This is a genomic window from Chloroflexota bacterium, assembly GCA_009840355.1.
Taxonomy (GTDB): Bacteria; Chloroflexota; Dehalococcoidia; order Lucifugimonadales; family JADFKI01; genus Bin90.
Genome location: VXNZ01000033.1, coordinates 1 through 14089 on the forward strand (window position 1 = coordinate 1; position 14089 = coordinate 14089).

At 59.0% G+C, this 14089-nt stretch carries 12 protein-coding genes; 10 read left to right on the forward strand and 2 right to left on the reverse strand.

What is annotated here, in order from left to right; translation table 11 throughout:
- The first annotated feature begins 230 nt into the window (after window positions 1–230).
- From rpsB to F4X57_09530, 10 genes are all read left to right on the forward strand, one after another.
- A complete protein-coding gene (gene rpsB, locus F4X57_09485; protein MYC07385.1) occupies window positions 231–1040 on the forward strand; it encodes a 30S ribosomal protein S2 in 810 nt (269 codons plus the stop codon).
- A 156-nt stretch (window positions 1041–1196) separates the two neighbouring features.
- Window positions 1197–1700, forward strand: a complete 504-nt coding sequence (gene tsf, locus F4X57_09490; GenBank protein ID MYC07386.1) for a translation elongation factor Ts — start codon at window positions 1197–1199, stop codon at window positions 1698–1700.
- A gap of 7 nt (window positions 1701–1707) precedes the next feature.
- Complete coding sequence (locus F4X57_09495; GenBank protein ID MYC07387.1) at window positions 1708–2448, forward strand: UMP kinase; 741 nt, start codon at window positions 1708–1710, stop codon at window positions 2446–2448.
- A 46-nt stretch (window positions 2449–2494) separates the two neighbouring features.
- The gene (locus tag F4X57_09500; protein MYC07388.1) at window positions 2495–3058 is read left to right on the forward strand and encodes a ribosome recycling factor; all 564 of its coding nucleotides are present in this window, start codon (window positions 2495–2497) and stop codon (window positions 3056–3058) included.
- Between the two features lie 20 nt (window positions 3059–3078).
- Window positions 3079–3828 (forward strand): di-trans,poly-cis-decaprenylcistransferase, encoded by a 750-nt coding sequence (gene uppS, locus F4X57_09505; GenBank protein MYC07389.1) that lies wholly within the window; start codon window positions 3079–3081, stop codon window positions 3826–3828.
- 15 nt (window positions 3829–3843) lie between these two features.
- Entirely contained in the window at window positions 3844–4779 is a 936-nt protein-coding gene (locus tag F4X57_09510) for a phosphatidate cytidylyltransferase (GenBank protein ID MYC07390.1), read from the forward strand.
- A complete protein-coding gene (locus F4X57_09515) occupies window positions 4746–5888 on the forward strand; it encodes a 1-deoxy-D-xylulose-5-phosphate reductoisomerase (protein MYC07391.1) in 1143 nt (380 codons plus the stop codon). Before F4X57_09510 ends, F4X57_09515 begins: the two co-directional genes overlap by 34 nt.
- 5 nt (window positions 5889–5893) lie before the next feature.
- A complete protein-coding gene (locus tag F4X57_09520; GenBank protein MYC07392.1) occupies window positions 5894–7597 on the forward strand; it encodes a DnaJ domain-containing protein in 1704 nt (567 codons plus the stop codon).
- Window positions 7598–7816: 219 nt separating this feature from the next.
- A complete protein-coding gene (ispG, locus tag F4X57_09525; protein ID MYC07393.1) occupies window positions 7817–8959 on the forward strand; it encodes a flavodoxin-dependent (E)-4-hydroxy-3-methylbut-2-enyl-diphosphate synthase in 1143 nt (380 codons plus the stop codon).
- A 71-nt stretch (window positions 8960–9030) separates the two neighbouring features.
- Complete coding sequence (locus F4X57_09530) at window positions 9031–10173, forward strand: alpha/beta fold hydrolase (protein ID MYC07394.1); 1143 nt, start codon at window positions 9031–9033, stop codon at window positions 10171–10173.
- Window positions 10174–10508: 335 nt separating this feature from the next.
- Here F4X57_09530 and F4X57_09535 read toward each other — a convergent pair whose 3' ends face one another.
- Together F4X57_09535 and F4X57_09540 are read right to left on the reverse strand one after the other, a co-directional pair.
- Window positions 10509–12209, reverse strand: a complete 1701-nt coding sequence (locus F4X57_09535; protein MYC07395.1) for a proline--tRNA ligase — start codon at window positions 12207–12209, stop codon at window positions 10509–10511.
- Window positions 12210–12272: 63 nt separating this feature from the next.
- Entirely contained in the window at window positions 12273–13880 is a 1608-nt protein-coding gene (locus tag F4X57_09540) for a thiamine pyrophosphate-binding protein (GenBank protein ID MYC07396.1), read from the reverse strand.
- Window positions 13881–14089 lie beyond the last annotated feature (209 nt).

Below are 14089 nucleotides of genomic sequence, written 5' to 3' on the forward strand. Positions count from 1 at the left end.
TTGGTTGAGTCTCATTTAGCGATTGAACAAATTTCAAACTGATACAGTACCGAAAATTGCCCCGTATATCGCGGGTGTGCTATACTCTTTTGGATGTTAAATTGTTCCATGTGAGGTAGTCTAGGAAGGCGTATATGCAGCAAACCGTACCAGCCGCATCACCGACGTCGAGCATTGTGGTCCAGCAGGCGTCCCGCGCGCCGCAGCCAAGTGTGCCGGCAAATATCACTATGAAGTCCCTTCTTGAAGCGGGCGTCCACTTCGGGCACCAAAAGCGCCGGTGGAATCCCAAAATGCGGCGCTATATTTTCACGCACCGCAACGGCATACACATCATCGACTTGCAAAAGACGTTGCGTATGCTCGAAGAAGCAGCGAGCTTCATTGGCGATGTTGCGGCTGAAGGCAAGAAAGTGCTTATGGTCGGCACGAAAAAGCAGGCGCAGGACACTATCGTCAGCGAATCGCAGCGCGCCAACGCCTACCACATCACGACTCGCTGGCTCGGTGGCACGCTCACGAACTTCAAGACTATCCAGTCGCGCATCGACTACCTCGTCGAGCTGGAAACCCAGCGCGCGAAAGGCGAATTCATCACTTACACGAAGAAGGAAGCGCTCAAACGAGAGGCTTCCATCGCGCGCCTGAATCGCTATCTCGGCGGCATCAAAGAAATGACCGAGATGCCCGGAGCGCTGTTCGTCATCGACATCGGCAAGGAGGCGATCGCCGTAGCAGAGGCTAGGCGCGTGGGCATTCCCATCGTCGCGCTCGTCGATTCGGACTGCGATCCGGACCTTATCGACTATCCCATTCCCGGCAACGATGACGCCATTCGCTCAATCCGCCTCGTAACAGGCAGGATTAGCAACGCCATCATCGAGGGCGTGAACAGGGCGAACGCTTTCGAGTACGAAGAGATGGGCGAAGCCGCAACTCCTGAGGGCGATGTGCAGGCAGTCCCGGAAGCTGCACAGGAGCCGGTAGCTGCTGAACCAGTAGCCGTTGCTCCGGCAGCAAGCGAAGCCGCGCCTGCATAATCAACATCTACGATCATCCCACATACTAATGTCCGGCGCCGGCGAGTACCTGCCATCGGTGAACGCTCACCGGTGAATGACCAAGTACGACAAGAGCATTCTTCATAATTCAATAGCAATACGCGCAGACACACTGCGCGACAATCAGGTGCAGAGTTGGAACTCAGTGTAGCGACAATCAAAGAACTTAGGGAACGCACGGGCGCGGGCATTATGGACTGCAAGCGTGCGCTAGAAGAGACCGCAGGCGACTTGGCGCAGGCAGAAGACTTGCTTACGCAGCAGGGCATCGCCAGCGCGTCCAAAAAGGCTGCGCGCTCGACCGAAGAGGGTATCGTCGAGTCCTATATCCACAGCGGCGGACGCATCGGCGTGCTACTCGAGGTGAACTGCGAGACGGACTTCGTGGCGCGCACCGACGACTTCAAGGAACTCGCGCATGACATAGCGATGCAGGTCGCCGCGATGGCGCCTTCCTATGTCAGCGGCGACGATGTGCCGGACGGCGAAGACGCCGAAAGCGCGGAGACCGTGCTGATGCACCAGCCCTTCATCAAGGACCCGTCCAAGTCCATCCAAGACCTGGTCAACGAGGGCATCGGCAAGCTGGGCGAGAACATCCGCGTGCGCAGGTTTAGCAGATTCTCGCTGGGAGAGTGACGCACCCTTGCGGCGTGCCAGCGCGAATTTCCAGCGTGTGCTGCTTAAGCTGAGTGGCGAATCGTTCACCGGCGAACGCGGCTATGGTACCGATTCCGGCGCCGTAGCCTACATGGCGCAGCAGATACGGAACATATGCGAACTGGGCGTGCAAATTGGCATCGTCGTAGGTGGCGGCAACATTCTCAGAGGCTGGGAAGCCGAGTCCGAAGGTATGGACCGCTCGACCGCAGACTACGCGGGCATGCTGGCGACCATAATCAACGCACTTGCATTACAGGACGCCCTTGAACGGCATCACGGACTTGAGGTTCGGACGCAGAGCGCCATCACAGTTCAGCAGATTGCAGAGCCGTACATCCGGCGGCGCGCCATTCGCCACTTGGAAAAAGGGCGTGTGGTAATCTTCGCCGGCGGCACCGGCAATCCGTTTATGACGACGGACACTGCTGCCGCGCTTCGCTCAATCGAGATCGAAGCCAAAGTGCTGCTGATGGCAAAGAACAACGTCGATGGCATCTACGAATCCGACCCCAACCTATTTCCCGGCGCGGCGAAGATCGATTTCATCACGCATCAGGAAGCATTGGAGCGGCGGCTTCGTGTGATGGACGCGACCGCGCTGTCGCTGTGCATGGACAACGACCTGCCGATAATCGTGTTCGACCTGTTCGAGACCGGAAGCATAGAGAAGATAATCGCGGGCGACAGGCTAGGATCGGTGGTGGCGTCAGACCCACCACCCTAATCACACAACTCTGAATAGACTCGCGAGAGCAATGGAGAGTTCGACTATGGCTACGGCTGAAGATGTGCTGTTGGAAACCGACGATAGGATGCAGAAGTCTGTTGACGCTTTGAAGCGCGAGCTGAATACTATCCGCACAGGCCGCGCATCACCCGCCTTGGTCGAGACGCTCACCGTCGAATACTACGGCATCCCCACACCTATGAACCAGTTGGCATCCATATCCGTGCCGGAAGCGCGCGTGCTGATGATACAGCCGTGGGACAAGCAGTCCATCAAGGATGTCGAGCGCAGCATCCTGATGTCTGACCTCGGGCTGACTCCGAACAACGACGGCACCGCCATTCGGCTCAACCTGCCCGTATTGACCGAGGAGCGCCGCAGGGAACTCGTGCGGCTTGTCGGGCGCAAGGTGGAAGACGGCTTGGTGTCGATCCGCAACATTCGCCGCGACAGCTTGGGCGAGTTTCGAGCGATGGAGCGCAACAAAGAGATTTCCCAAGACGAAAGCCGCTACATGCAGGAGGAACTGCAGGAAATCACCAACGCCTTCTCCAGCCAAATGCAAGAAATGAAGCAGGAGAAGGAAGCAGAGGTTATGGAGGTATGAGGCGCACCAGCCTCTGACCGATGGCCACACAAGTGGAACCGAACACCGCTGCCGACCTGTCCGCATGCTCACGGACGCCGGAGCCGCCTCCTCTCCATGTCGCGATCATAATGGACGGCAACGGGCGCTGGGCGTCCCAACGTGGCATGAGCCGCAGCGAAGGACACCGCGCCGGCACCGAGAACATCCGCCGCATTATCCAGGCATTCATCAAGCGCGGCGTACAATACCTGACGCTGTACGCATTTTCCACCGAGAACTGGAATCGACCGAGCGCAGAAGTGCAGGCGTTGCTCGCGATTGTCAACGAAGTCATTCGCAGCGAGGTCGATGAGCTGCACCGCGGCGGCATTCGGCTGCGGCACATTGGCAGGCTCGACCGCTTGCCGCCGGAAATGCGCCGCTCTATCTGCGAAAGCGTCGAGCTAACCAAGCACAACTCCCGTATGACGGTGTGCGTCGCCTTCGACTACGGCGGCAGGGCGGAGATTGTGCAAGCCGTGCGCTCCATGATTGCCGACGGCGTGCGCGCGGAGGATGTCAGCGAGGGCTTGCTGCGGCAGTACATGTACGACGGCGAGATGCCGGACCCCGACCTTATCATTCGCACATCAGGCGAGCAGCGGCTGAGCAACTTCCTCATCTGGCAAGCCGCGTACGCCGAGTACTACACGACGCCGGTGCTCTGGCCCGATTTCGACGAATCCGAAGTTGATAATGCGCTCGACGCCTATGCCGGGCGCAAGCGGCGTTTCGGCGAAGTGCGCTAGAACTTTGCCCATGTCTTGCATAGTCAAGCCGTGTCCAGTCACGCCGTGCCTGAGCAAGCAGGAGAGGGCAGCGTGTTACTGAGATTTGCCAGCGCCGCCTTCGGGCTGCCAATACTCGCGTTCGTGGTGTGGTTCGGGCCGCCAGATCAGGAGATTCACTGGTTCTCCGCGTTCATATTCATCGTCGCCATCATCGCTACCGTTGAAGTACGACAGCTCGCGGCGAAATGGGGCGAATCCGTCCATGTCGGCATACCCGTCATCCTGACCGCGTTCATGATTAGCAGCGGGCATCAGGCGGCGAACGGAGTCGAGCTGAAAGCCTGGGGCGAACTCACGCCCGACTTTGTCGTCACATTCACCAAGTATGCAATTGTCGTGTCGATGTATCTCGCCGCATGGCGGCTGGCGAGAACCGATCAGATTTGGGGTAGCGGCGGCTCCCCCCGATTCTTCTCCGCCATAGCGATTTCGATCTACGCGAGCGGATTCCTTTTCTTCGCACCACAGATACGAGCCCTCGACCAGGGCATGGAGTGGATTTTCTACATCCTGATAGTCGTCTTCGCCACCGACACCTGCGCCTATTTCGTCGGGCGCACCATAGGCAAGACGCCGCTTGCGCCGAACATCAGCCCGAACAAGACGCGCGAAGGGTCTATCGGCGGGTTTGTCGGCGCGGTCGTCGCAAGCGCGCTTTCCGTGAACCTGCTCGGCTTAAATGCTATAATGATGGAAGCGATACTGTTGGGCGCGCTCATCGGCATTCTAGCGCAGATAGGCGACCTCGTCGAATCCTCGATGAAGCGCAAGGCGGGCGTCAAGGATTCAGGCTTTCTGATTCCGGGGCACGGCGGTCTTCTCGACAGAATCGACTCGATTCTTTTCCCCCTGCCGGTCGTATTCTACTTCGTGATATGGGAAGTACAACAAAAGGGCTTGCTATCCTAGGCTCTACGGGCTCCATAGGCACGCAGACGCTGGACATCGTGCGCACTTTTCCGCATGATTTCGTCGTTGTGGGACTCGCCGCGCGCCGTAGCCACAGCCTTCTCGCACAACAGATTCGCGAGTTTCATCCTGCGATGGCTTATTGCGAAAGCAGAGAATTCGAGCGGGAGTTCCTCGACGAACACCGCTGCGCCAGCTGCAACATCGACGACATGGCGTCCTGTGCCGATGTGGACATCATGGTCGCGGCGACGACGGGCGATGTCGCCATTCCTGCCACATTCGCCGGCATAGAGGCGGGCAAGGACATCGCGCTCGCCAACAAGGAAACTGTCGTCATCGCGGGCGACCTGGTGACCCGCGCGGCGCGTGAGCATCGTGTCTCGCTGCTGCCTTTAGACAGCGAGCCGAACGCTATATGGCAGTGCCTGCGCGGCGAGGACAGGACGATTTCCAAGCTGATTATTACCGCGTCGGGCGGCGCATTCCGCGATACGCCCCTCGACCAGCTCGCCGGCGTTACGCGCGAACAGGCGCTGCGCCATCCAACCTGGCGTATGGGCGCGAAGATAACCGTGGACTCCGCAACGATGATGAACAAGGCGTTTGAGGTCATCGAAGCGCACTGGCTATTCGGTGTGGACTGGGACGACATCGATGTGGTCATTCACCCGCAGAGTATGATTCATTCGATGGTGGAGTTCGTGGACGGCTCGGTGAAGGCGCAGATAAGCCCGCCGGACATGCGCCTGCCAATCCAATATGCGCTCTTCTACCCGCGCCGCCTGCACAACCCCGCCATCACCCCGTTCAACCCGCTCGCTACCGGAGCGCTAAACTTCGATCCGATGGACGAATCGCGCTATCCGTGCTTCTACTTCGCGCTGGAAGTTGCGCGGCGCGGCGGCACTTGGCCTGCCGCACTATGCGGCGCGGACGATGCCGCCGTGGACCTGTTCCTAGACGGCAAGATTGGCTTCTTGGAGATTAAGGAAGTCATCGCGGACGCGCTGCGCGACCACCGCAATATCGAAGAGCCAACATTGCAGGACGCGCTGGACGCCGCTGCAACCGCGCGGCAGCGCGCCGCAAGTACCGTGGAGGTATAACTCTCTTGTTCGATCTTCCCTCATGGCTGCTCGTATTCCCCGTGCTGGGCTTTCTCATCTTCATCCACGAGATGGGGCACTTCCTGACCGCTAAGTGGTTTGGCATCACGGTCAAGGAGTTCGGCTTCGGCTTTCCGCCGCGACTTGTCGGCGTGCGCTTTTCGCCGGGCGGCACGATCTATTCCATAAACTGGATTCCGTTGGGCGGCTTCGTGCGAATGGTCGGAGAGCACGGCGAGGGCATCGAAGAGGGCAAGTATGTGCGGCAAAAGCCAGACAAGAATGTGATTCTCATAAGAGGCAGGCACAACTACCCTGACTTCTACGGCTTGTTCGCCGTCCCGCGAGACGCATCACAGGAGGACATCCGAAGGTCGTATGTCGAGCTGGTCGAACTTATCAACCTGCGTGAACCGGAGCGCCGCGACCGTATGCTGCACACGCTGCAAATCGCGTACAGCGAGCTGTCCAATCCGGAAAAGCGCGCCGCCTACGACGAGCTTATCAAGAATGTAAAAATGGAACCTGCCGACCCGCCGGACTACTACGGGCTGCTCGAAGTCGCGCCGAACGCCACGCAGCAGGAAATAGACGATGGCTATGCGGAGCTTGTCGATCTGATAAACAAGAAGAATCCGGATAACCGCGCCGGCATGCTGCGATACGCCGAACACGCCCACTCTGTTGTGTCCGACCCGGAATCGCGCGAGTCATACGACCGCCGGCTGCGCTCCGTCGTGCCGCAAGAGGTCAGTTTTGCCTCGCAATCGGCATGGAAGCGTACCATTGTGCTGCTCGCCGGCTCATTCGTGAACCTGATTTTCCCGGTAATCGTGTTCGCGGTGATGTTCGCGCTACCACACGATGTGCCGAGCGGAAGAGTCGTAATCACCGCAGTCGCCCCAAACTCTCCGGCAGAACAGGCAGGGCTGACATCGGGCGATGCGATTGTCGCGGTGAACGGCAGCCAGCTGGACACGCACGCCGATCTGATGCAGGAAACGATGTCCAATCTAGGCTCGCCAACCGAGTTGACCATACAGCGCGGCGTGTTCATCGGCAATCCGCCCGCTCCGCAGCCCACATCCGGCAGCCACGAAATCGCGATACTCGTGCCACGCGTTGACCCGCCTGAACTGCGTGTCGTGGAACGCGTGGTTGATCCAACAAGCGAAGTGTCGCTGGCGGACGCCCGGCGCTACCAGTCCAGCCTGCAAATCGGCGACACGATGCGGCAAGGCGCGATGGGCGTGATGATTGGCACCTACGACACGCGGCTTGTGGAGCGCGACTATTCCATATTCCAAGCAGTACCGATGTCGTTCCAGCAAATGTGGAAAGTGCTCACGCTAACGCAGTCAAGCATATCGCGCTGGGCGTCCGGCGGGCCTGATCCTGGATTGTCCGGTCCCGTCGGCATCGCGCGCGTAACCGGGCAAGTCGCGGAGAGCGGCATATCGCCACTGTTGCAGCTGACGGCGATAATCAGCATAAGCCTGGGCATTGTCAACCTGCTACCCATCCCGGCGCTCGACGGCGGCAGGCTAATGTTCGTGTTACTAGAGTTCCTGCGCGGCGGCAAGCCCATATCGCCGCGCTATGAAGGCATGGCGCACCTAGTCGGCTTCGTAGTGCTAATCGGCCTGATAGTGGTTGTGAGCTACTTCGACATTTTGCGGCTGATAAACGGGGATAGCGTGATACCGTAATAGATGCGGAAGCGTCGATAAGAACACGGGGGAAGAATTGATGTGTCATCGTGGCCTTCACCAATCTTTCACCAATCTATGGAGAAGGCAAAGCAAGGGCACACAGGCGCAGCGCAGGTAATACATCCTATACTGTCAATCTTGCATCAACGAAGAACGGACAAGTCGGAACGGCAATCCCCCACAGTGGATATGCCACAGTGGACAGGAGACAGGCGAGTGCGAAAGAGACGCGTAACGAAGCCAGTGTATGTCGGCGATGTGAAGATTGGCGGCGATGCGCCGGTGAGTGTGCAGTCAATGACGAAGACGGACACGCGCGATGTCGCAGCCACCGTGCGCCAAATCCGTGAGGTCGAGGATGCTGGCGGCGAAATTATCCGCTGCGCCGTGCCGGATATGGAAGCCGCCAAAGCGCTTGCCGAAATCAAGAAGCAGGTCAATATCCCCATCGTTGCGGACATTCACTTCCACTATCAGCTCGCGTTAGAATCTCTGAAGAGCGGCGTGGATTGCCTGCGTCTCAACCCCGGAAACATCCGCGACCGCGAAAAGGTCGAGGCAGTAGTCTTGGAGGCGAAAGCGCGGCAGGTGCCCATTCGCATTGGCGTGAACTTTGGTAGCCTCCCTCCTGTCGGCGGTATCGGCGTTACGCGCGGTCTGTCGCGGCACAAAGACGGCGTGAATATGCTGCCGAAGGCGGGCGAGGCGTCCGAGGGCGAGTACACCGTCGTCGATCACATGGTTGAGACCGGGCTGTGGGAGATTGGCATTCTAGAAGACCTAGACTTCGATCTCATCAAGATTTCGCTGAAGGCGTTCGACATCGACACCACCGTTGAGGCTTACCAGCGCTTGGCGAGACTGGTACCATACCCGTTCCACTTGGGCATCACTGAGGCGGGCACGGCGAAGTCCGGCAGCATTCGCAGCGCAATCGGACTCGGCATGCTGCTGTACGAAGGCATCGGCGACACAATCCGCGTCTCGCTGAGCGACGACCCGTGCGAAGAGATTTACACGGGCATGGAAATCCTGAAGTCGCTCGAACTGCGCAAGGAAGGTACAACGCTCGTTGCCTGTCCGAGTTGCGGCAGGGCGGATGTGGACGTGCGCGCGCTCGCTAACAATGTCGATGAGCTGCTGCGGAGCATCAAGACGCCCATCAAAGTGGCGGTGATGGGCTGCGAGGTGAACGGGCCCGGCGAGGCGAAAGATGCCGATGTTGGCATAGCGGCCGGCGCCGGTCGCGCCATCATTTTCCGCAAAGGGCAGAAGGCGCGCATCGTGGACGAGGCAGACATGCTCGTCGCGCTGATGGAAGAGGTGCGGCAAGTCGAATTCGAACTGGCGGAAGCATAAGTGCTGCCGGCGCTGCCCTATTATTCGCCAAGCATTCGATTCCCCGCAACAAGCGGCAGCGGGAGTAGCGAATGGAACTAGCGCTAGTCGTACTTGCTATCGCCGTCATTGCACTTGCAATTGCCGGCGGTGTGTACGGCATCCACCTGTCGAACTTGCTACATGCCGGCAGCCTATCGGCGAACCACCGGACGCCGCCGTTCGACTTAATCGCACATAGCGATGGCGATGGGCGCATAACCCTTCGTGCCGTTGACACACAGCGCGGCGCGATGGATTTGCACCACGATGGTATATTCGGCATTGTGAGCGCGGGCGGTTATGGGCAAGTAGGGCGCATTTTGCAGCGGGGCAAAGGCTACGCGGTGCGCGAATACATACCGCTAACCGCAACCATCGGTGCGGACGAACCGGCGCGATTAGACCTCTACGCATGCCCCGAAAATCCTCTGACGTCGCACGGCATCGCCTACGAACAGGTCCGATACAACACCGAGTTAGGCGAATGCCACTCTTGGTTCGTGCCGGGCAGCGGTAGTACATGGATCGTGTTCGTGCACGGGCGTGGGGCACATCCAAACGAATCGCTGCGCATAATGCCCACGCTTGCCGAATCAGGGATGCCAATTCTGGCAATCGAATATCGCAACGATGAGCAAGCGCCCGCGAGCGCAGACAAGCAACACTGGCTAGGAATGACCGAGTGGCGCGACTTGGAATCGGCAATGCAGTACGCGCTGGACAACGGCGCGGGCGACTTCGTGCTGTACGGCTACAGCATGGGCGGCGGTATGTGCGTCAACTTGCTGTGCAAATCGCCGCTTGCGGACAAAGTACGCGGTACGGTGATGGATTCGCCGCTGCTGGACTTTAGCGGGACGCTGGACATCGTGGGGAATTTGCGGGGCTATCCGCGCTTCATCGTGAAGTGGGGCAAAGCGATTGCCGCGCTGCGATTTGGTATAGACTGGCGGCGAATGAACTACCTAGCCAGGGCGTCCGAACTTCGCACGCCGGTGCTCATCTTGCATGGTGAGGCAGACGAGCTAGTGCCAGCGCCAATCAGCAGGCGTCTCGCGGATGCGCGGCAGGACATAGTGCGCTATGTCGGCTTCCCCTCAGCAAGCCACGCGCGCTCGTGGAATCATGACAATGTGCGCTACGAAGCAGAGGTTCGGCGCTTCCTGCGGGCTGTTCTCGCGGACAATGGCTAGTCGGCGGGCATTGTCGCTTTATTGCGACGAGCGGCGGCCGGCTAGCACCATCCTGACGAGACGACTTCACAAATCCTTAATGTTGTCATTCCGCGCTGTTCTTAGCATTCCGAACGCAGTGAGGAATCTAAAGCATGTCTCTGCGAAGGCAGGGATCGTCGCATGCAAACTGTTTCCGACTTTAGATTTCTCGCTTCGCTCGAAATGACAGGAGTAAATTGCATTTGTGAAATTATCTCTGACCTACTAATTTGCATTAGTGTTCGGGGATGCTCTTATCTTTACGGTAACCGATATTAGGGAGCACGGCCTTGAAATCAGTCTGGCAAGAGCCGCTAGCTCGCCAGTATTGCCTTTACCTTACCGACAACTTCTACGGTGGCAACCGTCTCCGCGTCGTCTGATGCGCGGGCTTTCGCTTCTACTACGCCTTCGCGTATGTTTCGTGTGCTGACGACTAGGCGGACGGGTAAGCCAATTAGGTCCGCGTCGTTGAACTTTACGCCGGCAGACTCGTTTCTGTCGTCGAAGAGAACTTCGATGCCGGCTGCGCGCAGTTCATCGTAGAGCGCCTGCGCGGATTCTGCCACGCTTTCATTTTGCATGTTTAGCGCAACAAGCGAAACATCGTATGGCGCGATGGTCGAGGGCAGCACCATGCCCCGCTCGTCGTGGTTCTGCTCGATGGCGGCGCCGAGCAGCCGTCCGACGCCGATTCCATAGCAGCCCATAAGGATGAGGTGCGGCTCACCGTTCTCGTCCGGATATTGCGCTTCCAGCACATCGCTGTAGCGCGTGCCGAGCTTGAAGATATGCCCGACTTCGATGCCACGCCGCATAATCAGCTTCATGCCGCATTTGGCGCAGGCGTCGCCAGGCTGCGCGAGCGCGATGTCGTCCACGATGTCCGCCTCGAAGTCGCGGTGGTGGTTGGTATTGCGAAGGTGGTAGTCCGGGCGGTTCGCGCCGGCGAGGAAGTTCGATCCCATATCAATGGAATCGTCCGCGACGATGCGGATGCCTTCGATGCCGATGGGCGATGCGGAACCCGCCGTCAACCCGTGCGCAGCCACCTCTTCTTGCGTGGCGAGACGCAGATCCGGCGCGCCGCCCAGCACATTCGACAGCTTGACTTCGTTCACTTCCAAGTCGCCGCGAATCACCACGAACACCAACTCGCCGCCGGTCATGTAGAAGACCGCCTTGAGCGTTTTGCTCGCAGGTGCCTCAAGGTATTCGCACAGTTCTTCAATGGTCTTTATGCCGGGCGTATGCGCCTCTTCGATAGGAAGCAGCGGCTCGGCATCCTGCTGCGGTTTGGCGAACACCGCCTTCTCAGCGTTCGCCGCGTAGTGGCAGGTCTGGCAGATTACCACGGTGTCCTCGCCCGCGTCCGCGACCAGAATGAACTCGGTGGAGTCCTTGCCGCCGATTGCGCCGCTGTCCGCCTCAACCTCGATGGTGTCCAGACCACAGCGGCTGAAAATGTTGCGATACGCCTGCGCCATTGCGCCGTAGCTCACATCCAGCCCCGCCTGATCGACATCGAAACTATAAGCGTCCTTCATGTCGAACTCGCGCACGCGGATGAGACCGCCGCGCGGTCGTGGCTCGTCTCGGAACTTCGTCTGTATCTGATATACGATGAGCGGTAGGTCGCGGTAGCTGTGCACATTCGCCTTGACCATGTATGTCAGCAGCTCTTCGTGCGTTGGCGCGAGCACGAGCGGTCGTTCGCGGCGGTCGTTCAGCCGGAATAGCTCGCTGCCCATCGCCGCGCTGCGCCCGGATTCAACCCAGAACTCAAGCGGCTGCAGCGCTGACATCTGCACTTCCTGCCCGCCCGCCGCGTCCATCTCTTCGCGGATAATCTGCTCGATCTTCCGCAAAGAGCGCAGCGCCAGCGGCATGTAGCTATACAAGCCCGCGGACACCTGATAAATCATGCCCGCGCGCAGCATCAGGCGGTGGCTGGCAAGCTCGGCTTCCGCCGGGTCGTTGCGCAGTGTCTTTCCGAACATCCTAGACATTCGCATGGTGGTTAATCCTGGCTATCCTGTGTATCGCCCGTGTATTCGACGTTAGTTTCGTTCCCATTCCTAGTACGGATACGGCATCACGCCCATCGGCACTTCGATTAGGGTTGGCGCGTCGATAATTAGCGCCTCTTCGAGGGCGGCTTGTAGTTCGTCGGCGTTCTCCTTGCCCACGCGGACGCCTCTCGCGCCGAACGACTCGGCGAGCTTCACGAAATCGGGGTTATGCAGTTCAGAGCCGTATATACGGCCGTTAAAGCGGTCCGACTGATCGCGCCGCACATTGCCGAACGCGCTGTCATTGAACACCACGACCACCGCATTAATGCCGTACATCACCGCAGTCGCGAGTTCTTGCACATTGTACATAAAGCCGCCGTCGCCGGAGACCGCGACAACCGCCTTGTCCGGGCAGGCGACTTTTGCGCCAAGCGCGCACGGATACGCGAAGCCCAGATTGCCAAAGTACGACGATGTTAGGTATGTGTTGGGCTCGAACACGGGGAAGCGTGTACGGCTGTAGTAACCGACCTGTGTCATGCCGGCGACCAGAATGCCGTCGTCCGGCATTGCAGCGCGCACCGCGTTGGACAGCGAGTGCAACGGCTCAAGCTCGCGCTCAGCGCCGAAGAACTGATCGCGGACTTCCTGTATCTCAGCTTCGCGGCTTGGCTGCGCGGGCTTGATTGAAGAAACGACCTTCAGCATTTCTTCAAGCGTTGCTTTCGCGTCGCCCGCGATGCCGAATGTGTTCTCGTAGTTGCGCCCAAGTTCGGCTTCGTCGATGTCGATTTGCACGACACGCTGCCCACGCAAAATCTGCGGCGTCTGGATGCGAGTGCCGACGGCGAGGATGACATCGTGCTCTGCCATGTAGTCGTGATACGGGTCGATGCGGCGCGGCACGCCAAGCGACAGGTAGTGCCTGTCCGAAATAGCGCCCTTACCCTCTGCCGTCTCGATGACGGGCGCTTGCAAGTGCTCTGCGAGCGCGAGCAGTGCAGCGTTCGCGCCGGATAAGTTGACGCCACCGCCCGCGTATATCAGCGGATTCTTCGCGTTCGCGATGATGCGCGCGCCTTCCTGAACGGATTCCGCGCTTGCGGCGGGACGCTGGTAGTTGACAGGCTCTAGCAGCTCGACATCCTGCACTTCGGCAAGCGTCTCCGGCGGGATTTCAATCTCGACCGGGCGGGGTCTCCCTGACTTCAGCTGGTAGAACGCCTCGTGAACCGCCTCAGGAACATCACGCGGGTCTAGGATTCGCTGCGCCCACTTCGTGACCGGGCGGATGGTGTCCAACTGGTCGTTAATCTCGTGCAGCACGCCGCGGTCAACGCCAATCAGGTCGCGTTCCACCTGCCCAGCGACGACCATAATTGGCGACGATGCCGCGTACGCCGTGCCGATAGCCGCCGACGCGTTCTGCAAACCGGGCCCCGGCACGACCAATGCCGTGCCAAGTTCCTTACCGCCGCTCGCGCGCGAATAGCCGTCCGCCATATACGCCGTAGCCTGTTCGTGGCGCGTGGTGATGAACTTGATGTCGGTCTCTTCCGCCAGGGCGTCGAGCGCGTGGTAGAGCTGCACGCCAGGCAACCCGAATATCACGCGCACTCCCTCACGATGGAGCTGCTTCGCCAACGCCTGTCCGCCTGTCATCTTTGGCATTTCTTTCGATTACCTCTTTCTGGTACTTTGCTGTCGCAGTTTCTACTGGTGTCTGTTTATGTCTGACTGCATGGTAGGTGTGCGCTAAAGTTTGATATATGAGAAGTGCCCATGCCGCAAGGACAAGGGCACTTGGTTGCTTATTATATCTGACTGCGCGTGCCTAATCTATTTTGGTGCAATACGCTTGTATCCATCCAAGCCTTCCC